Source organism: Arthrobacter sp. MDT2-3 (genome assembly GCF_059090465.1).
The window spans coordinates 180,747-200,467 of record NZ_JBNHFS010000005.1; the positions used below are offsets into that span (position 1 = coordinate 180,747).

The window sequence follows — 19,721 nt, forward strand, 5'->3', positions numbered from 1 at the left end:
CAGCACCTTGGATCTTCTCAGCAGTATCTTTGTGTCCATCGCCGGCCTCTGGGCCGGCACCATCAACGCTGTGGTGGGCTCCGGAACACTGGTGACGTTCCCCGTCCTCATCGCCTTGGGCGTCACCCCAGTTGTGGCCTCCATGAGCAACGCCATGGGCCTTGTCTTTGGCACCGCCGCCGGTGCCTTCGGTTACCGCCGGGAACTGAAAGGCCGCGGCCGCCAGCTGCTGCGGCTCCTTCCGGCGTCCCTCCTGGGCGGCATTTCCGGCGCCTGGCTGCTGCTGCACCTCCCCGAACAGGTCTTCCACTACGTCGCCCCGGTCCTCCTGGTTCTGGCCCTCCTGATGGTGGTGTTCCAGCCCCGCATGCAGGCCTGGGTCCGCAACCGTGAGGAGAATCCGGAGCACGCCGTACGGGACAAGCGCCATACCGTTCTCCTGGTGGTCCTTGTCTACCTTGCCGGTGTTTACGGCGGCTACTTCGTGGCTGCCCAGGGAATCCTGCTCGTCGGTATCCTGGGCGTGTTCCTCACCGGCACCATCCAGAACGCCAACGCCATGAAGAACATCCTGGTGCTGGGCGTGAACCTGGTGGCAGCCATCTCATACCTGTTGTTCGCGTTCGACCGAATCAACTGGCTGGTGGTGCTGCTCATCGCCATCAGCTCAAGCATCGGCGGCCTGCTGGGCGCCAAGGTGGGCCGCCGGCTTTCCCCGACAGTGCTCCGCGGTGTGATCTTCGTCCTGGGCCTGGTGGCCCTCGGATTCATGATCGCGAATCTGCTGAAATAATCACCCGGTGACAATTCACTATCTCGAGTCCGCCGCTGACCCCCGGGTGACCGACTACACCCAGCTCACGGACGTGCACCTTCGCAAGCTTCGCGAACCGGCTGAAGGCATGTACATCGCCGAATCGTCCCGCGTGCTGCGCCGTGCCCTCGCCGCAGGGCACCAGCCCCGGTCCTTCTTCCTCGCGGAAAAGTGGCTGGACGACCTCCAGGACATTCTGGGCGCCTACCCGCAGGTTCCCGCCTTCATCGGCAGCGCGGCCCTGCTGGAGGAGATCACCGGGTTCCATCTCCACCGCGGGGCCATGGCCGCCATGCAGCGCCCGGCGCCGGTCCCGTTGCCGGAACTGCTGGCCGGAGCACGGCGGGTGGCCGTCCTGGAGGACATCGTGGACCACACCAACGTGGGTGCCATTTTCCGCTCCGCCGCCGCCCTGGACATTGACGCTGTCCTTGTTTCGCCGCGCTGCGGCGACCCCCTCTACCGGCGAAGCGTCCGCGTGAGCATGGGCACCGTATTCCAGGTGCCGTGGGCCCGCCTCACCAGCTGGCCGGAGGACCTCCACCTGCTCAAGGACCAGGGGTTCACCGTGGCCGCCCTGGAGCTGACGGCGGATGCGCAGGACGTGGACGCGGTTGCCGCGCAGAATCCGGAGCGGCTCGCCCTGGTGCTGGGCACCGAGGGTGCCGGCATGAGCGCGGAGACCCTCGCCGCCGTCGACCTCGCGGTGAAGATCCCCATGCGCAACGGTGTGGATTCGCTGAATGTTGCAGCAGCATCGGCCGTTGCCTTCTGGGAGCTGCGCCCCCGGGATTAGGGGCCGACAGGCGGTTCGCGGGCACCCCGGTTATCCGCTATTATTGATAGCTGGCTGCCCTGCGTCTTACGGCGCGGAATGCGGCCATCCCATTCATACCTGGCAGCTGGCAAAATCCAGTTGTGCGAACAAAGGTCCCATTATGAAGTCTGATACCCACCCGAAGTACGAAGCTGTTGTTTTCAACGACTTGGCTTCCGGCGTCAAGTTCCTGACCAAGTCCACCGTTTCTTCCTCGAAGACCATCGAGTGGGAAGACGGCAACACCTACCCGGTCATCGACGTCGAAATCTCCTCTGAGTCCCACCCGTTCTACACGGGCAAGCAGCGCATCATGGACTCCGCAGGCCGCGTCGAGCGCTTCAACGCTCGCTTCAAGGGCTTCGGCGGCAAGAAGTAATTCACTTCCCCCAAGCTTCAAAGGGAAAGCCCGCACCGGTGACGGTGCGGGCTTTCCCCGTTAACGGCCGGCATCGTTTCAGGGGCCGTGCCATTTTGGGGCAGGATGGGAGGCATGACTGCCACGCCCGCTCCAGCTGCTGATTCCACGTCCCGCCGGCACGGCGAGTACAAAGTCCCCGGCGGCAAGCTCGTCGTGGTGGACCTAAACGTTGTGGACGGCCAACTGGCCGACGTATCCGTCAGCGGGGACTTCTTCCTGGAACCGGACGAAGCGCTGCTGGACATCAACCGCGGGCTGACGGGGTTGCCGGACACAACGACGGCGGCCGAGCTTGCCGCCGCCGTCACCGCTTCGCTGCCGGAAAGGGCCGCCCTGTTCGGCTTCTCGGCCGACGCCGTGGCGATCGCTGTCCGTCGTGCCCTGGCGAAAGCCACCTCCTGGGCGGACCACCAGTGGACCCTCATCCCGCCCACTGTCCTGCCCACTGAAATCAATGTAGCGCTCGATGAGGTCCTCACCGAGGAGGTGGGCGACGGCCGCCGCAACCCCACGCTCCGCTTATGGGACTGGCAGGAGCCCTCCACGGTGATCGGCAGCTTCCAGTCCTACCGCAACGAGGTGGACCCCGACGGCGTGGTGAAGCACGGCATCAACGTTGTCCGCCGCATCAGCGGCGGGGGAGCGATGTTCATGGAGGCGGGCAACTGCATCACCTACTCGCTGTACCTGCCCCAGACCCTGGTGGACGGCCTTAGCTTCGCCGACTCCTACCCTTTCCTGGACGCCTGGGTCATGGCCGCGCTCGAGAAGCTGGGCATCACCGCGTTCTACGTGCCGCTGAACGACATCGCCACCGACCAGGGCAAGATCGGCGGCGCGGCACAGAAGCGCCTTGCCAACGGCGGCATGCTGCACCACGTCACCATGAGCTACGACATCGACGCCGACAAGATGGTGGAAGTTCTCCGCATCGGTAAGGAAAAGCTCTCGGACAAGGGCACCCGCAGCGCCAAGAAACGGGTGGACCCGCTCCGCCGCCAGACCGGCCTGGCCCGCGCCGAAATCATCGCGGCCATGATGGAAGTCTTCACGGAGCGCTATGGCGCCACCCCCTCAGAACTGACCGAGACCGAACTGGCCACGGCGCGGGAGCGGGTAGACACGAAGTTCGGCACCGACGAATGGCTCCACCGGGTTCCCTGAGCTTTGACTGGACCGTAACCGCCGTTGGCGGTCGGGTTCGGTGCGCACAGGCTGGCCCTGCGCATCGAGGCGGGGCTTTACTGCGCAGGAACGCTCGAAGACGGAGCCTTGACCTCGGCGGCCTGTGCCGTCAGCGCCCGCAGCAGATGGCTGCGCTGCTCCACGATAATGCGGCGCAGTGCACGGGGCGCCTCTGCGTCGTCGGCCAGCCACTGGTCCGTGCGCCGAACGACGGGATGCTCCGTTGGTTCCGCCCCCTCGGTTAAGTCCTGCGACATTGGGTACAGGCCGCGGACAATCCGGCTCGCAATCTCGATGCTCCGCTCGTCCCAGACTTCGCGCAGGCACTCAAAGTATGGCTCCACGTAAGGTTCCAGCAGCTCCGCAGGGGCCGTCACGAACCCGATGATGGTGGCGGTGAGCAGCTGGTTGGACAGTTCATTTCCTTGAACGGCCTTGTTCCACGCTGCTGCCTTGACGTCCGGGTCAGGCCGGGAAGCGAGGGCGGTGGCGTGGCCGGCCCGTCCTGAGGCCGTGGTGTCACGGCCCAGCTCGGCGTCCAGCTCCGCCGCCGTCGCCTGGCCGTTCGCCGCCAGGGCGTGCCAGAGGTGCCACCGCAGCTCCGCATCCACGGCCAGGCCGACAACCGGCGACGTGCCGTCCAGCAGGCCCTTCAGCCGGGGCAGCATGGCGTCATCGTTCCTGCTGACGGTGGCGAGGGTCCTGGCCCAGGCCAGCTGCTGGTCCGAGCCGGGCTGGGCGCGGTCCAGTTCTGCGGCAGCTGCTGCCAGGAACGAAGCCCGGACTGCTTCGCGTCCGGCTGCCGGTGTGTAGCGTTCGACGGCGGTGCTTGCGTTGTCGAGGATGTTCAACAGGACGCCGATGCCTGGCTCAGCCGGTCCGAAGGCAGCCACAGCTTCGACGTACCGCGCGGCAGGGCTTTCGCCGTCGCGGGCGGAGTTCCAGAGCGCCGTCCAGCACAGGGCACGGGCCATCGGGTCCACGATCCGGTCCAGTGCGGCCAGGGCCGTCGCCTCGGATGCGGGGTCCAGCCGGACTTTGGCATATGTCAGGTCGTCGTCGTTCACGAGCAGGAGCGCGGGCCGTGGCACACCCGTGAGCTGGGGGAGTTCGGTCCGTGCCCCTGGCACATCGGTTTCGATACTTCCGGTGCGTACCAGCGCGCCGTCGGCGTCGAAATCGTAGGAGCCCACGCGCAGGCGGTGCGGGCGCAGTTCCTCGCGTCCAGTGACGGGATCGGTTGCCTCCTGGACGATCGCCACGCTGCCCAGAACGCCGTCGTCCGTCGGGTCTGCGGCGATGTCGAGGGACAGCCTGGAGATACCGGAGGTCTGCAGCCACTGCTGCGCCCAGCCGGCAAGGTCCCGCCCGGAGGAGGCGCTGAGGGCTGCCAGCAGGTCAGCCAGGGAAGTGTTTCCGTACGCGTGTTTGCGGAAGTAGTCGCGGGAGCCGGCGATGAACGCCTCGAACCCCACATAGGCCACGAGCTGCTTCAGCACTGACGCGCCCTTGGCGTAGGTAATGCCGTCGAAGTTCTGCTTCGCGGCCTCCAGGTCCGGGATGTCCGCCACAATTGGGTGCGTGGTGGGCAGCTGGTCCTGGACGTAGGCCCAGGCCTTGCGCTTGTTGGCGAAGTTCACCCAGGCGGTGTCCCAGTCCGTGGCGCGGTCAACGCCAAGGGTGCCCATATAGTCGGCGAAGGATTCCTTGAGCCACAGGTCATCCCACCACTGCATCGTCACCAGGTCCCCGAACCACATGTGTGCCATCTCATGCATCAGGGTGTTGGCCCGTGCCTGGTACTGCGCGTCGGTGGCGCGGGAAGTGAAGACGTAGCTCTCCGTGAACGTCACCAGGCCGGGGTTCTCCATGGCCCCGAGGTTGTATTCGGGGACAAAGGCCTGGTCGTACTTGCCCCAGGGGTACGGGTAGTCGAAAAGCCTGTTGAAGAAGTCCAGGCCGTTCTTCGTGAGCCGGAACAGCTCGTCGGTGTCGAAGGAATCCGCCATGGAAGCCCGGCAGTACAGGGCAAGCGGCACGTCCAGGGAGGTGCCGTCGTCGAGCGTTGCCTGCCAGCGGTCCTCCGCCTTGAAGTAGGGCCCGGCCAGCACGGTGGTGATGTAGGTGGACATGGGTTCGGTGGTGGCGAAGTCCCAGGACGCCGTTGACTGGTCGCCGGCAAGGAGGGTCCGGCCCACCTCCGCGCCGTTGGAGGCGACGTGCCAGCTGGCGGGAGCCGTCACATGGAAGGTGTAGCCGGCCTTCAGGTCGGGCTGTTCGAAGTTGGCGAAAACCCGGCGGGCGTCTGCCGGCTCGTACTGCGTGTAGAGGTAGCACTGGCCGTCGGCCGGATCCACGAACCGGTGCATGCCCTCGCCGGAGCGGCTGTACTGGGCGGTTCCGGTCACTGTCACCGTGTTTTCGGCCTGCAGATTGTCCAGCCTGATCCTGGCCCCGTCCACTGCGTCCTCCACACGGAGTTCCCGGCCGTTCAGGAACACGCGGTGGACATCGCCGATGAAGTCCAGGAAAGTCGAGGTGCCGGGCTGTGCCGCCGAGAAGGTGATGACGCTGCGGGTCGGGTAGCCTGCCACGTCCGGGTCCCCGGCCTGGCGCACGTCCAGCGAAACGTCGTAGCTGGTGGTGCTGATCAGGGCTGAACGTTCGGCGGCTTCGTCGCGCTGCAGATTCTCATGTGACACTCCGCTATCTAATCACGGCTTATGCGGCGATCAGCAGGGCGGCAGCGAGTCCCAGGAGTGCGATCAGGAGCCAGGATACGAGGGCGGCCAGGAGCGCACGGCCGCCGGTGTGGAGCAGCGTGCGCACACGTACGGCTGAGCCCAAACCGAACAGCGCGGCGCCGAGCAGGATGTCCTGCAGTGCTGCTCCGGCTTCAAGCCAGCCCGCGGCGAGCCAACCGGTGGAGCGGAGGCCCACCATGGCAATGAAGCCCAGGACAAAAAGAGGAACCACCGGTGGCAGTTTCGCCTCCCTGCCCTCCGCTCCCGGGCCGGGCTTGGCAAACAGCCGCTGGTGGGCACCCGCCAATGCCGCCACGGGTGCCAGCAGCAGCACCCGGGTAAGTTTGACGACGACGGCGATGCCCAGTGCCGCCGTCCCCGCGGTTTGCGCCGTGGCCACTACCTGGCCCACGTCGTGCACCGAGGCGCCCGTCCAGGCGCCAAAAACCGGCGCGCTGAGCTGCAGGGGATGGACCAGGAGGGGCATAACCCCAATGGCGAGGGTCCCGCAGAGCGTCACCAGCGCCACCGGCAGGACGGTGTCCACGTGCCGGATGCGCCGTACGGCCGCCATCGCGCCGATGGCGGACGCACCGCAGATCGAGAACCCTGTGGCCACCAGGAGTGAGGTCACCGGGGGGAGCCGGAACAGCCGGGAGATCAGGTAGGTTCCGCCGAAGCTCACCGCCACCACCCCCGCTATCAGCACCAGTGCCATCCAGCCCAGTCCCAGGACGTCCATAACGCTCACCTTCAGGCCCAGCAGGACAATTCCGCCGCGCATCAGGTGCTTGCCCGCAAAGTCCAGCCCCGGGCGCGCCCTCCCGGCAGTCCAGACTCCCGCCGCCGGCAGGTTGGCGGCCAGGACGCCCAGGACCACGGCCAGGGTCATGGCCGGGAGAACGGGCACGAGCCAGTGGACCAGGAAGGCAGCGGCCAAGGCAACAGCCGCTGTGGCCAGGCCTGGGAGCAACCGGTCAGCGCCGCCGGGGATGCCCGGGCCGGGGGTGGGGAGGCTTCTGCTGACTGGCACTCACCTACTGTGCCGGAAAGGACACGATATCCACGAACCAGACCACCTCCGCCAACACGCCACAATGGATGGCAGTAATGAATTCGAAACAAAAAGATGGTTGGCTATTGGACATGTCAGACCTATTCCAGGATTACTCCGTGGCCGCCGGCCGGACCGGAGCCTACGACGAGATGTTCGCCCCCGGGCAAGAAGCACGGGGCTCTTATGAGCAGGTGGCGGACGCCCTTCGCAAACTTTCCCTCGCCGACGTCAGCGCGCGGGCGGACTCCATGGCGCGCACCTTCCTGGACCGTGGTGTCACTTTTGACTTCGCCGGCGAGGAGCGCCCCTTCCCGCTTGATATCGTCCCCCGGGTGATTCCCGCGGCGGAATGGGATGTGCTTGAACGCGGCGTCGCACAGCGCGTGCACGCACTTGAGGCCTTCCTCAACGACGTGTACGACAAGATGAACGTGGTGTCCGACGGCGTGATACCCCGGCAGCTGGTGACCACCAGCGCACACTTCCACCGCCAGGTCCACGGCTTCGAACCGGCCGGCGGCGTCCGCGTGCACATCTCCGGCATCGACGTTGTCCGTGATGCCGCGGGGACCTTCCGGGTGCTGGAGGACAACGTGCGCGTCCCCTCCGGTGTGAGCTATGTCCTGGAAAACCGGCGCGCCATGGCCAAGGGCCTGCCCGAAGCCTTCGGCCAGCAGCTCATCCGCCCCGTGGAGGAGTACCCGCGCCGGCTCCTCTCGGCCCTGCGCAAAACCGCGCCGGCCGGCGTGGACGATCCCACCGTCGTCGTCCTGACGCCCGGGGTATTCAACAGCGCCTACTTTGAGCACACGCTTCTCGCGGGGCTGATGGGTGTTGAACTCGTGGAGGGCCGTGACCTTATCTGCCGCGGTAACCGCGTCTACATGCGCACCACGGCCGGCGAGCAGCGCGTGGACGTCATCTACAAACGGATCGACGACGACTTCCTTGACCCGCTGCAGTTCCGGGCCGATTCCATGCTCGGCTGTCCCGGACTCGTCAACGCCGCCCGGGCAGGCGGGGTGACTATCGCCAACGCAGTAGGCAACGGCGTCGCGGATGACAAACTGGTCTACAGTTACGTCCCTGACCTCATCCGCTACTACCTCAACGAGGAACCCATCATCGCGAACGTGGACACCTTCCGGCTGGAGGAGAAGGAAGCGCGCGAGTACACCCTGGACAACCTGTCAGAGCTCGTGGTCAAGCCGGTGGACGGCTCCGGCGGCAAGGGCCTGGTGATCGGCCCGGACGCCTCCCGGGACGAACTCGACGCCCTCCGCCAGCGGGTCATCGCGGACCCCCGCGGCTGGATCGCCCAGCCGGTGCTGCAGCTCTCCACCGTGCCCACGCTGAGCGGGGACAAGTTTGGCCCCCGCCACGTGGACCTGCGGCCTTTTGCCGTGAACGACGGCGACAACGTCTGGGTGCTCCCCGGCGGCCTTACCCGCGTGGCACTCAAGGAAGGGTCGCTGATCGTGAACTCCAGCCAGGGCGGCGGTTCCAAGGACACCTGGGTCCTTGCCGATTCGCCGCACCTGCCGGTGGAGACCGTGCCGCGGCAGTCCATGTCCATCCGCGAGCGTGTGTCCGTGTGGCCGGTCGAAAGCAACTGGCGCGACCGCCAGTCGGAGCAGCAGCAGTGAACCGGCCCACGACCGTGCCAATGTCTTTTTCAGTGTCGGGCCTGCAGGAGGTAGCCGCGAATGCTTAGCCGTATTGCCGAGTCCCTTTTTTGGATTGGCCGTTATGTGGAGCGTGCCGATGGTACGGCGCGTATCCTCGATGTTCACCTGGAGCGGCTGAACCACCTGCCCATGGACGAACGCAAAAGCGTGGCACAGGAGCTCCTGGCTGTGATGGGCGCCCGCCCGCAGAGCGAGGACTTCGGGCTGCCGGAGCTGCTCCACGCCCTGGCCTACGACAAGACCAGCGCCACTTCCATTGCCGGGTCATTGGGAGCCGCACGAGAGAACGCCCGCCGCGCCCGCGAAACGGTTTCCTCCGGCCTCTGGGAAAGCCTCAACACCACGTACTACGGGCTGAGCCAGCACCGCAAGGACGTGGTGGGCACCTACCGCTTCTGCAACTGGACGCTGGAACGCACCGCCATGGTGAGCGGACTGGCGGACACCACGGTGAGCCATGACGAAAGCTGGCTCTTTCTGGTACTGGGACGGTCCCTGGAACGGGCGGACATGACGGCGCGCATGCTATCCACCCGCGACGTCCTGTCCGCAGGCATGTCCTGGGTCAACATGCTCCGGTGCGCCGGTGCCTACGAATCCTTCCTGCGTACCCGTCGCGCTGCCTTCGGTGACCAACACGCCGCCGAGTTCCTGCTTCTGGACCGGCTGTTCCCGCGGTCCATTGTGTATGCGCTGCGGGACGCTGACGAATGCCTCGCCAAGCTGGATCCGTCTGCGCAGCGCGTGGGCTTCATCAACGACGCGCGCCGGATCGTGGGCCAGGCCCGCACGTTCCTTGAATTCCACCGCACGGACGACCTCATGTCCGAGCTGCCCGAACACATGGAACGCGTGCAGAAGGCAGTGTCCCAGGCCTCGGACGCCATTTCCCGTAAGTACTTCAATCAGGCCGACGAACTGGCTTGGGTGGGAGAAGTTTCATGACCCGGCTGAGCATCGTGCACAAGACGGCCTACAAGTACAACAAGCGGGTCACGCTGTCCTATAACGAGGCCCGCATGACGCCCCTCACGGATTCCCAGCAGGTGGTGCTGGAATCGGTGGTCAAGGTCTCGCCCTCGCAGGCTGCGGTGAGCACGTACCGCGACTACTGGGGGACCAGGGTCACGGCATTCGACATGCAGATGCCGCACGAGCACCTCGAGGTCGTCTCCAACATCACGGTGGAAGTACACCGTGCCGAGAAGATCCCCGCCGAGTCCGACATCGTGGGCTGGGATGTCCTCGCCTCGCCCGGGACGCTCAATACGTACAGCGACTGGCTTCCCCAGTCCCGGTTGAGCGGTCCCGGGGACGAGGTCCTGGGCCTCATACCCGAGGTGGTGGCAGGGAAGAACCCGCATGACGCCGCCATGGCAGTCTTCGAATGGATGCGCGGCGAGATGACGTACATGTCCGGCTCCACCGCCGTCACCACGAACGCAGAGGAAGCCTGGGGTCAGCGCCAGGGCGTGTGCCAGGACCTCGCCCACCTCGCCATCGGCGCGCTGCGGAGCTGCGGAATCCCGGCCCGGTACGTCTCGGGCTACCTCCACCCGCGTTCCAGCGCCGGCATCGGCGAGACGGTCGCCGGGCAGTCACATGCCTGGCTGGAATTCTGGGACGGTGACTGGCGCAGCTGGGACCCCACCAACCACAAGCCTGCCGGCGACTTCCACGTCACGGTGGCACGGGGGCGGGACTACCGCGATGTGCCCCCGCTGAAAGGCATCTTGTCCGGTGGCGGCGGGTCGGCTCTTAGCGTCAGCGTGGAGATCACCCAGCTGGCCTGACCGGCAGGTCCGGACCGAGAGCTGTAAACACCAGGGGCGTCCACATCTGTGGACGCCTCTGGTGCTTACTCCGGGGATGCCTTGGCGGCTCCGCTGAGCTGGGTCCACCACGTAAGAGGTTCCGTTACCTTGAACCGCCGGCCGGTGATGCTGTCCGGCGCGACCCGGACGAAAGCATCCTTTTTGCCCGCCTGCCAGGGGAAGAGGTAAAGCTCGGCAGTGGCAAGGACCTGGTCTGTTCCGGGGACCACCTCGGCAGTGCCTTTGACCACGACGCTCCAGGCCAACCCGTTGTCCGGATCCACGCCGTCCGCCTCCAGTGCCACCGCGGCGCCTTTCGACGCGCCAGCGAGCTTTGTGCCTTCCCCGGTACGGAACACAAGTGTTCCGCCGTCCACGGTGTAGTTGATGGGGAAGATATCGGGACGCCCGTCGGCCAGCACAGCAAGCCTGCCGACGGACACCGTCCGCAGCATGGCCCAGCACTCGTGGTGTTCCAGGTTCTGTACGTCGGGGGCAGTCTCGTGGCTCATGCCGCCGAGCATACGCCTACCAGGGGCTTGGCTTGTAGTCCTTGAGGAACACGCCGTACTGGTCCTCGCCGTTCTCGCCCATCACGATCGGATCGTAGACCCGTGCAGCCCCGTCCACCAGGTCCAGGGGCGCGTGGAAGCCTTCCTCCATGAGCCGGACCTTGGTGAAGTGCGGCCGCTCGTCAGTAATCCAGCCGGTGTCGACGGCGGTCATCAGGATGCCGTCGCTGTCCAGCATCTCCTGTGCGCTGGTCCGGGTCATCATGTTCAGCGCAGCCTTGGCCATATTGGTGTGCGGGTGGCCGGGGCCCTTGTAGGCGCGGGAGAACTGCCCCTCCATGGCGGAGACGTTCACAATGTACTTCCGCCGCGCGGTGGACTGCTTCATGGCCGAGCGCAATCTGCTGACCAAAAGGAACGGCGCCGTGACGTTACAGAGCTGCACCTCGAGCATTTCGAGCGGGTCCACCTCGTCCACCACCTGCGTCCAGCTGTTGATCGTCGCGAGGTCCGGGACCAGTCCGCCGGCGTCGATCGCTGTTCCCGCCGCGATCCGCTCCAGCGAAGCCGAACCGGTGGAGAGCGCCAGGGAGGTGATGGCGTCGCCGGCAAGGACCGGGTGCTCAGTAACGCTGCTGGCAAGGGCCAGGGGGTGCTTGTCGTGGGCGTGGCCGAAGGTCACCAGCTCGGGCCCGCCGTTGGCCTGCTCCAGGGCCGCGGGCAGCGGTTCGTCCTCAGCGTCCACCAGCGGCTTGTAGGCGTTGCCGGACCGGCGCACCGTCTGGGCTGCGTTGTTGATGATGATGTCCAGCGGGCCGGCCTCGTTCAGCGAGTCGGTCAAGGCCATGACCTGGGCGGGGTCCCGCAGGTCGATGCCCACGATGCGGAGCCGGTGCAGCCACTCGCCGCTGTCCTCCATGGCTGCAAAGCGTCGGGCCGCGTCCTTGGGGAACCGCGTGGTGATGGTGGTATGGGCGCCGTCGCGGAGCAGCCGGAGCGCGATGTACATGCCGATCTTGGCCCGCCCGCCGGTCAGCAGCGCGCGGCGGCCCGTCAGGTCCGTGCGGGCGTCGCGCTTGCCGTGGTTGAACGCGGCGCACTCGGGGCAGAGCTGATGGTAAAAGGCGTCAACCTGGGTGTAGTGCTGCTTGCAGATGTAGCACGGGCGGGACCGGATGAGATGGCCGGCCACCTTGCCGGTGGCGGAAGGAGCCAGTTTGTTCCCGCGGGTTTCGTCGTCGATCCTGTCCGGGGCCGCGGTGGCGGTCTGGGCAATCACTGCCCGGTCGGCCTCGGAGATCAGGTCCCGCTTGGTGACGCGGCGGTGCCTCTTGACGGCCTTGAACATCTTGCCGGTGGCACGGCGGACCGAAACGTAGTCCGGATGCTCCTCGTCATAGGCGTGGATCGTGTTGAGGACCTTGAGGCAGGCCTGGATTTCCTCAGGCGTCAGATCGGGGGAGCTCATTGGACCGATTTTACAGCCTGGGAGTCCCCGCCGGTCACACCATCAACAGGGCCGGCAGCGGGGGAGCGCCCGGCCCGGGCGCTCCCGGCAAGCGATCAGGAAATACTCGCGCCGGGCGCCATTTCCGCCGCTGCCGCAGCGTGCGTTTTGGCGACCTTGTCAACGGACTCGCGGACGTCCGGGTACTGCGCGGCGGCGGCCTTGACGGCGTTCGGCACAAGATGGAGGTTGGCGGCAGCGAGCTTGCGCTCTTCTTCGCCGGGCTCCGGAACCTCCTGGCCCTTGGACAGCACAGTAATCCCGGAATCGGTGACCTTGAAGCCGCGGGCGCGGTCCAGTTCCGGGTCCAGCCCAATCGCCGCCCCGGCCGGCACCTTGACGTTTTTGTCGATGATCGCCCGGTTGATAACGGCGCCCTCGCCGATCTGCACCTTGTCCATCAGCACCGAATCGATGATCCGGCTGCTCGTTGCCACATAGACATCGTTGGAGAGGACCGAGCCCTCCACAACACCGCCGGAGATCACTACGCCGCTGGAGACGATCGAGTCCAGGGCGGTGCCAACAGTGTTGTTCTTGCCGCGGACGAATTTGGCCGGCGGGGAGATGCTCTGCCGGGTGTAGATGGGCCACTCGGAGTTGTACAGGTTGAAGACCGGCAGCGGGGAGATGAGGTCCATGTGGGCATCGTAGAAGGAGTCGATGGTGCCGACGTCACGCCAGTAGGTGCGGTCCCGCTCGGTGGAGCCGGGGATGTCGTTGAGGGTGAAGTCGTAGACGCCGGCTTCGCCCTGGTTCACGAAGTAGGGGATGATGTCCCCGCCCATGTCGTGCTTGGTGTCGAGACGCTCGGCGTCGACGTGCAGCGCCGCTACCAGTGCGTCGGCGTCGAAGACGTAGTTACCCATGGAGGCCAGGAACTGCGAGGGATCTGCCGCCAGGCCGGGCGTGCTGGCCGGCTTCTCTACGAAGGCGGCAATCTTCTGGGGATCGTTCTGGTCCACCTCGATGACACCGAACTGGTCGGCCATGTGCAGGGGCTGCCGCACGGCGGCGACCGTCGCTTTGGCACCGCTGTTGACGTGCTGCGCCACCATCTGGGCGAAGTCCATGCGGTAGACGTGGTCCGCACCCACCACCACCACGATGTCGGGGTTGGCGTCGTGGATGAGGTTCAGGGACTGGTAAATGGCGTTTGCGCTGCCGAGGAACCAACTCTTGCCCACGCGCTGTTGCGCCGGGACGGAGGCGACGTAGTTGCCCAGCTGCGTGGACATGCGCCAGGTCTCGGAGATATGCCGGTCCAGGCTGTGCGATTTGTACTGGGTGAGCACAACGATCTGCAAATAGCGGGAATTCACCAGGTTGGACAGGGCGAAGTCGATCAGGCGGTAGCTTCCCGCAAAGGGCACCGCGGGTTTCGCGCGGTCTGCCGTCAATGGCATCAGTCTGTTTCCCTCGCCGCCTGCGAGGACAATGGCCAGGACTCTTTTGTTCAACGGCATAATGGTCGCTCCTGTACGCCTTCGTAACTCCCCAAGACAGTCCGGCATGCCCGGACTCCTTCACACTAGAACAGTTATGCGTGAAGGACTACCTTGGGTCTTGTGCGAATAGACATTGTGACTAAAGAGTTTCCACCGGAGATCTATGGTGGCGCGGGTGTCCACGTGGCCGAATTGAGCAGGGTGCTTAGTAAGCACGTTGACCTGCAGGTTCGTGCATTTGGGGCTCCCCGCGACGCCGACTACCATGGCGCGGCGGTGACGTCCTACTCCGTTCCGGAGGATCTTGGCTCGGCCAACGCCGCGGTGCAGACCCTGGGTGTGGACCTGCGGATCGTCCCGGACGTCGAAGGCGCGGACCTGGTCCATTCGCATACCTGGTACGCCAACATGGCCGGACATCTTGCCTCCCTGCTCCACGGGATTCCGCACGTTCTCAGCGCCCACAGCCTGGAACCGCTCCGGCCGTGGAAGGCAGAGCAGCTCGGCGGAGGTTATGCCCTGTCCTCGTGGGTGGAGAAGACCGCCTACGAAGCTGCAGCGGCCATCATCGCCGTGTCGGAGGGCATGCGGCAGGACATCCTGCGCAGCTACCCCGACGTGGACCCGGCCAAGGTGCGGGTGGTCCACAACGGCATCGACGTGGAGCTGTGGAACCGCGACGAGAACACTGACGCGGTCCGCGCCCTGGGCATTGATCCGGACAAGCCGAGCGTCGTTTTTGTGGGGAGAAACACGCGCCAGAAGGGCGTTCCCTACCTCCTGCGGGCCGCCGCGAAGCTTCCGGCCGACGTCCAGCTGGTCCTCTGCCTTGGCGCTGCAGACACTCCGGAACTGGCCGCGGAAACTGCCCGCCTGATCGAGGACCTGCAGCGGGAGCGCACCGGCGTTGTCCTCATCGAGCGCATGCTGCCCCGCAACGAGCTCATCCAGGTACTCAGCCACGCCACGGCATTCGCCTGCCCCTCCATTTACGAGCCGCTCGGCATCGTCAACCTCGAGGCCATGGCCTGCGGCGCAGCAGTGGTGGCGAGCGCCACCGGCGGTATCCCCGAGGTGGTGGAGCACGGCCGGACCGGCCTCCTGGTCGATCTGGAGCAGGTGACGGACGGTACCGGAACACCCCTTGACCCGGAAAAGTTCGTCACCGAGTTCGCCGCCGCCCTCACCGAGGTTGTCTCGGATCCCGAGCGCGCACGCGCCATGGGACAGGCCGGCCGGCTGCGTGCCGAACAGCACTTCTCGTGGGAATCCATCACCGAAACCACGCTTGAGGTGTACCGCTCAGTGCTTCCGGCGCAGGGCCAGCCCTCCTAGGGACATGACGACGGCGCCGCCCCCTTCACAAGGGGAGCGGCGCCGTCGTCGTTCCTTGCGTCCGGGGACGGTCAGTTGCGCTTGCCTACAGCGGTACGGGCTATCAGCACCTTTTCGTCAACAGGCGCCTGACCGCTGGCGCGCTGGCTCCGAAAGTAGGCGCGGGCCTCGTCCTGCCGTTTTTTCTCGGCACCGGTGGCGATCGTTGCCCGAACGTGCTGCTCGCCGTATCCGAAGGCGTCCACGAGGTCCACGGCGTGCGGGCGGAGCTTGACCAGCAGCCGGTTGATGTACTCGCCCACCGTGCGGCCCCGCTGCATGGAAAGGCGGCCGTTCATGAGGTACCAGGACAGGTTCTTTTCGATCAGGGAAAGCCCGAACAGGTCGCGCAGCCAGGTCAGCACTGTTTTCGTGCCGGGGTCCGTGACAACGCGGAGAGCGTCCGTGAACGCCTCCCACTGGAGCAGCTCGGCGTGCGCCTGGGCTGCGTCAATGAGCTCGTTCTGGTGCCGGTTGAACAGGGCTGCACCCTTCTCCTGCGACAACCTGCCCGTGCCCTTTAGCGCAGTGGCAGCTTCAGCCACCATGGTCTGGACACGGTCCGTGAGGAGCGCGCGCTGGCTTTCCTCGTCCCGCAGCGCAATGGCCGCCTTCTGCACGGAGCCGGTGTCCGCGACGAACTGTGCCACCTGGCGCAGGCCGGTGCGGTGGATGGCGGCGCCGGTAGCCTGGCCCACCACGTAACGGGCCAGGACCCCGAAGTCGACACTCCGGAATTCCTTGGCGTAGTCGGCCAGCAGCCGTTTGGCAACGAGCTGCAGCAGCACAGTGTTGTCGCCTTCAAAGGTGGCGTAGACGTCCAGGTCGGCCCGCAATGAGGCAAAACGGTTCTCGATCAGGAACCCTGCGCCGCCGCAGGCTTCGCGGCATTCCTGCAGGGTGTCCAGGGCATGCCAGGTGCTCAGCGGTTTCAGTGCTGCGGCGAGGGTTTCGAGGTCCTGGCGGTCCTCGTCCGTGTCATGGGCACCGGAGAACACATCGTCGAACTTTTCCAGCAGCTGCTCGTGCGCGAAGCCTGCTGCGTATGTGGTGGCCAGCCTCGTGAACAGGCGCTTTTGGTGGCGCTGGTAATCGAGGAGCACTTCCTCTTCGGTGTGGGAAGAGGCATTGAACTGGCGGCGCTCGGTGGCGTACTGGATGGCCGCCTTCAAGGCCACTTTGGATGCGGCTACGGCAGCCCCGTCGAGGGATACCCGGCCCTGTACCAGGGTGCCCAGCATGGTGAAAAAGCGGCGGCCCGGGCTGGCTATGGGGGAGGTGTACCGGCCGTCGGTATCCACGTTCCCATAGCGGTTCAGCAGGTTGGTCCGGGGGATCCGGACGTTTGTGAAGTGCAGCCTGCCGTTGTCGATTCCATTGAGGCCGCCCTTGACGCCGTCGTCCTCGCCGCCGATGCCCGGCAGGAATTCCTTTGTCGCGGGGTCCCGGAGATCCACGTAGAACGCGTGGACCCCGTGGTTGACGCCCCGGGTAACCAGCTGGGCGAAGACCACTGCGCCCAGGCCATCATTGGCCGCGTTTCCGATGTAGTCCTTCCAGGCAGCCCGGAAGGGGGTATGCACTACAAATTCGTCAGTGGAAGGGTCGTAAGTGGCGGTGGTGGCGATACTGGCCACATCCGAGCCGTGCCCTGTCTCCGTCATGGCGAAGCACCCCGGGATCTCCAGGTTCATGATGCCCGGGAGCCATCTGGCGTGGTGTTCGGCAGTGCCGAGGTGCATCACCGCGGAACCAAAAAGCCCCCATTGAACGCCGGCCTTGATCTGCAGCGAAGGGTCCGCCACCACCAGTTCTTCAAAACCGGCGATGTTCCCGCCGTGGTCATCCGAGCCGCCCAAGGACTCGGGGAACGCGCGGTGCACGGCCTCGTTCTCCACGAGGTACTTCAGCTGGCCGAACACCCTGGCGCGGTGTTCAGTGTGCGTCAGGCCTTCGATCTTGTGCAGCTCGGGTGACGCTGCGAGGTTGCGGGCCTGGAGCCGGACTGCGGCCCACTTGCCAAGGAGCTGCTCACCCAGCGCGTCGACGTCGACGGCGGGCTGTGCGGAGGCTGCTCCGGACGCGGCAGCGGCCACCGTGGCGGGGCGGTGCCTGTTTCCAGCGGGACGGTCCACTAGTTCAGTCATGTCATTGTCCTTCGTTGGTGCTGACAGATGGGTTGGTGGTGCTGCGGCAAAGCAAGGGGGTTCACGCGTCGGGGGCGGACAGCCTGGGCAGTTCAGGAGCGATGCCAACGCACAGCCAGGCGGTGATCTGCCGTGCCATCGCCTCCTGCCCTGGTTTTGTTGGGGAGTCCGGCGTACTCAGCCACTCTTCACCGGCATTCCGTACCAGCCCTATCGCCGCTTTGGGCCAGTAACCAATGACGGCCTCCTTGCCGTCCCCCAAATGCGAACGCATGGGGGTGGCGATCATGTCGGCGACGGCTTCAAAAAAATGTCCCAGGGCAGCCGATCCCGCTGCGGGGTCCTGCGTAGTCTCCGGTTCTGCTGCGGCATGCCTTGTCACAAAGGTGTAGACGTTGGGGCTTGTACTGGCCATCTGAAGGTAGGCGGTGACCATTGCCAGCAAACCTTCACGCGGGGTGACGGCGCTCTGCGCAGCCTCCTGGATCCGGCGCTGCATCTGGCTGAGGACAACTTCACCCACTGCCTGCTGCAACCCGGCTTTGTCCCCGAAATAGCGGTAGAAGACAGACTTGGAGGTGCCCGCTGCGGCGGCAATGTCCTCCATGGAGGCGTCGCTGCCCAGTGCGTGCACCGCGCGGCGGGCTGACTTGATCAGCTCCCTGCGCCGCTCCTCCCGGTGGCTCTGCCAGCGGGACGCGCGGCCGTCTCCGGGCCCGGCGGCAACGGCGGGCACATGCCCTGCTTCCTGGATGTTCACGATACCCAGCGTATCAGGTACGCTGGGTATCGGTAATCGAACGTGACCCGAGGAGACAGCCATGTCCATTGACGGACAGCCCACCACCGGACCCGACGCAGCCGGAACTCCCGCCGCAACTTCCGCCCCTGCACCCCGCAGGGCCGTCATCGTGGGAGGCAACCGAATCCCGTTTGCGCGGTCCGGCGGGGCCTACGCCAAGTCCTCAAACCAGGACATGCTGACAGCTGCACTGGACGGACTGATCGCACGTTTCGGACTGCAGGATGAACGCATCGGGGAAGTGGGCGCCGGTGCAGTGCTCAAGCACTCAAGGGACTTCAATCTCACCCGTGAGGCCGTCCTCGGTTCCGCACTGTCCCCCGAGACGCCTGCCTACGACCTCCAGCAGGCCTGCGCCACTGGGCTGGAAACTGTTGTAGGACTGTCGAACAAGATCAAGCTGGGCCAGATCGACTCCGCGATCGCCGGCGGTGTCGACTCTGCCTCTGATGCACCCGTGGTGGTCAGCGAAGGACTCCGTGAGGTGATCCTCGACCTCAACCGGGCCAAAACCCTTCCACAGCGGCTGCAGATCCTCAGCCGCCTCCGGCCCAAGGATCTGGCACCGCTGGCGCCGGGAACGGCCGAGCCGAGGACGGGGCTGTCCATGGGGGAGCACCAGGCATTGACCACGGCACAGTGGAAGATTTCGCGGGAGGCACAGGATGAAGTGGCCCTGAACAGCCACCGGAACCTCGCTGCCGCCTACGATGCCGGATTCTTCGACGACCTTCTCACCCCGTACCGGGGGCTGACGCGGGACGGCAACCTGCGGCCCGATACTTCCCTGGAAAAGCTCGCAACCCTGAAGCCGGTCTTTGGCAGGAACCTCGGTGCCGACGCGACCATGACAGCCGGCAACTCCACTCCGTTGACGGACGGCGCCTCCACTGTATTGCTGTCCTCCGAGGAGTGGGCCGACGCCCGCGACCTGCCCAAGTTGGCCGCTGTGGTGGACGCCGAAGCCGCCGCGGTGGACTTTGTGCACGGGAAGGACGGCCTGCTGATGGCACCCGTCTTCGCCGTGCCTAGACTGCTCTCCCGGCACGGGCTCACCCTTGACGACTTTGATTTCATCGAGATCCACGAAGCCTTCGCAGCGACTGTCCTCAGCATTCTGGCCGCGTGGGAGGACGAGGAATTCGGGCGGACCCGGCTGGGGCTGCCTGGTGCCTTTGGCAAAATCGACCGATCAAAGTTGAATGTCAACGGGTCCTCGCTTGCCGCCGGCCATCCGTTCGCCGCGACCGGCGGCCGGATTGTGGCTTCGCTCGCCAAGACGCTCCACGAAAAAGCCAGCACCGAAGGCCGTCCCGCACGGGGCCTCGTCTCGGTCTGCGCAGCCGGCGGACTTGGCGTCGCCGCGATTCTTGAATCACTGTAGGGGGAAC

At 65.7% G+C, this 19,721-nt stretch carries 16 protein-coding genes; 9 read left to right on the forward strand and 7 right to left on the reverse strand.

Going from position 1 to position 19,721, the window contains the following annotated elements:
- The first annotated feature begins 7 nt into the window (after positions 1–7).
- From AC5RUQ_RS15890 to lplAB, 4 genes are all read left to right on the forward strand, one after another.
- Positions 8–793 (forward strand): sulfite exporter TauE/SafE family protein, encoded by a 786-nt coding sequence (locus AC5RUQ_RS15890; RefSeq protein WP_493948308.1) that lies wholly within the window; start codon positions 8–10, stop codon positions 791–793.
- Between the two features lie 7 nt (positions 794–800).
- Positions 801–1,610 carry a TrmH family RNA methyltransferase gene (locus AC5RUQ_RS15895; RefSeq protein WP_493948309.1) on the forward strand — a complete coding sequence of 270 codons (810 nt, stop codon included), beginning with the start codon at positions 801–803 and terminating at the stop codon, positions 1,608–1,610.
- Positions 1,611–1,752: 142 nt separating this feature from the next.
- Positions 1,753–2,010 carry a type B 50S ribosomal protein L31 gene (locus tag AC5RUQ_RS15900; protein ID WP_090956047.1) on the forward strand — a complete coding sequence of 86 codons (258 nt, stop codon included), beginning with the start codon at positions 1,753–1,755 and terminating at the stop codon, positions 2,008–2,010.
- Between the two features lie 114 nt (positions 2,011–2,124).
- Complete coding sequence (gene lplAB, locus AC5RUQ_RS15905; protein WP_493948310.1) at positions 2,125–3,216, forward strand: lipoate-protein ligase LplAB; 1,092 nt, start codon at positions 2,125–2,127, stop codon at positions 3,214–3,216.
- 77 nt (positions 3,217–3,293) lie between these two features.
- Here the strand turns inward: lplAB and pepN are convergent, their stop codons facing one another.
- Together pepN and AC5RUQ_RS15915 are read right to left on the reverse strand one after the other, a co-directional pair.
- Positions 3,294–5,939, reverse strand: coding sequence for an aminopeptidase N (pepN, locus tag AC5RUQ_RS15910; RefSeq protein ID WP_493948311.1), 2,646 nt, complete (start codon positions 5,937–5,939; stop codon positions 3,294–3,296).
- 19 nt (positions 5,940–5,958) lie between these two features.
- Entirely contained in the window at positions 5,959–7,014 is a 1,056-nt protein-coding gene (locus tag AC5RUQ_RS15915; RefSeq protein WP_493948312.1) for a YeiH family protein, read from the reverse strand.
- A 113-nt stretch (positions 7,015–7,127) separates the two neighbouring features.
- Here AC5RUQ_RS15915 and AC5RUQ_RS15920 point away from each other — a divergent pair, with 113 nt between their 5' ends.
- From AC5RUQ_RS15920 to AC5RUQ_RS15930, 3 genes are read left to right on the forward strand one after another with little or no spacing between them, the layout of a single operon-like run.
- A complete protein-coding gene (locus tag AC5RUQ_RS15920; RefSeq protein ID WP_493948313.1) occupies positions 7,128–8,684 on the forward strand; it encodes a circularly permuted type 2 ATP-grasp protein in 1,557 nt (518 codons plus the stop codon).
- Positions 8,685–8,744: 60 nt separating this feature from the next.
- The gene (locus AC5RUQ_RS15925) at positions 8,745–9,671 is read left to right on the forward strand and encodes an alpha-E domain-containing protein (RefSeq protein ID WP_102975536.1); all 927 of its coding nucleotides are present in this window, start codon (positions 8,745–8,747) and stop codon (positions 9,669–9,671) included.
- A complete protein-coding gene (locus AC5RUQ_RS15930) occupies positions 9,668–10,519 on the forward strand; it encodes a transglutaminase family protein (RefSeq protein ID WP_493948314.1) in 852 nt (283 codons plus the stop codon). The genes AC5RUQ_RS15925 and AC5RUQ_RS15930 overlap by 4 nt, the downstream gene beginning before the upstream one ends.
- 65 nt (positions 10,520–10,584) lie before the next feature.
- Here the strand turns inward: AC5RUQ_RS15930 and AC5RUQ_RS15935 are convergent, their stop codons facing one another.
- The 3 genes from AC5RUQ_RS15935 to glgC form a co-directional block, all read right to left on the reverse strand.
- Positions 10,585–11,052, reverse strand: a complete 468-nt coding sequence (locus AC5RUQ_RS15935) for a pyridoxamine 5'-phosphate oxidase family protein (RefSeq protein WP_493948315.1) — start codon at positions 11,050–11,052, stop codon at positions 10,585–10,587.
- A gap of 16 nt (positions 11,053–11,068) precedes the next feature.
- The gene (locus AC5RUQ_RS15940) at positions 11,069–12,520 is read right to left on the reverse strand and encodes an SDR family NAD(P)-dependent oxidoreductase (protein ID WP_493948316.1); all 1,452 of its coding nucleotides are present in this window, start codon (positions 12,518–12,520) and stop codon (positions 11,069–11,071) included.
- A 95-nt stretch (positions 12,521–12,615) separates the two neighbouring features.
- Entirely contained in the window at positions 12,616–14,025 is a 1,410-nt protein-coding gene (gene glgC, locus AC5RUQ_RS15945) for a glucose-1-phosphate adenylyltransferase (RefSeq protein WP_493948317.1), read from the reverse strand.
- 102 nt (positions 14,026–14,127) lie between these two features.
- Between glgC and glgA the strand changes: the two genes are divergently transcribed.
- Complete coding sequence (glgA, locus tag AC5RUQ_RS15950) at positions 14,128–15,342, forward strand: glycogen synthase (protein ID WP_493948318.1); 1,215 nt, start codon at positions 14,128–14,130, stop codon at positions 15,340–15,342.
- A gap of 71 nt (positions 15,343–15,413) precedes the next feature.
- Here glgA and AC5RUQ_RS15955 read toward each other — a convergent pair whose 3' ends face one another.
- On the reverse strand, positions 15,414–17,528 hold the full coding sequence (locus tag AC5RUQ_RS15955) for an acyl-CoA dehydrogenase family protein (protein ID WP_493948319.1): 2,115 nt from the start codon (positions 17,526–17,528) through the stop codon (positions 15,414–15,416).
- 61 nt (positions 17,529–17,589) lie between these two features.
- A complete protein-coding gene (locus AC5RUQ_RS15960) occupies positions 17,590–18,282 on the reverse strand; it encodes a TetR/AcrR family transcriptional regulator (RefSeq protein WP_493948447.1) in 693 nt (230 codons plus the stop codon).
- A gap of 67 nt (positions 18,283–18,349) precedes the next feature.
- Between AC5RUQ_RS15960 and AC5RUQ_RS15965 the strand changes: the two genes are divergently transcribed.
- Positions 18,350–19,714, forward strand: a complete 1,365-nt coding sequence (locus AC5RUQ_RS15965) for an acetyl-CoA C-acetyltransferase (RefSeq protein ID WP_493948320.1) — start codon at positions 18,350–18,352, stop codon at positions 19,712–19,714.
- The last annotated feature ends 7 nt before the right edge of the window (positions 19,715–19,721 follow it).

Coding starts and splice junctions, on each gene's coding strand:
- AC5RUQ_RS15900 (WP_090956047.1), top strand. CDS start 1,753: ATGAAGTCTGATACCCACCCGAAGTACGAAGCTGTTGTTTTCAACGAC.
- lplAB (WP_493948310.1), top strand. CDS start 2,125: ATGACTGCCACGCCCGCTCCAGCTGCTGATTCCACGTCCCGCCGGCAC.
- AC5RUQ_RS15920 (WP_493948313.1), top strand. CDS start 7,128: ATGTCAGACCTATTCCAGGATTACTCCGTGGCCGCCGGCCGGACCGGA.
- AC5RUQ_RS15925 (WP_102975536.1), top strand. CDS start 8,745: ATGCTTAGCCGTATTGCCGAGTCCCTTTTTTGGATTGGCCGTTATGTG.
- AC5RUQ_RS15930 (WP_493948314.1), top strand. CDS start 9,668: ATGACCCGGCTGAGCATCGTGCACAAGACGGCCTACAAGTACAACAAG.
- AC5RUQ_RS15935 (WP_493948315.1), bottom strand. CDS start 11,052: ATGAGCCACGAGACTGCCCCCGACGTACAGAACCTGGAACACCACGAG.
- AC5RUQ_RS15940 (WP_493948316.1), bottom strand. CDS start 12,520: ATGAGCTCCCCCGATCTGACGCCTGAGGAAATCCAGGCCTGCCTCAAG.
- glgC (WP_493948317.1), bottom strand. CDS start 14,025: ATGCCGTTGAACAAAAGAGTCCTGGCCATTGTCCTCGCAGGCGGCGAG.
- AC5RUQ_RS15955 (WP_493948319.1), bottom strand. CDS start 17,528: ATGACTGAACTAGTGGACCGTCCCGCTGGAAACAGGCACCGCCCCGCC.
- AC5RUQ_RS15965 (WP_493948320.1), top strand. CDS start 18,350: ATGTCCATTGACGGACAGCCCACCACCGGACCCGACGCAGCCGGAACT.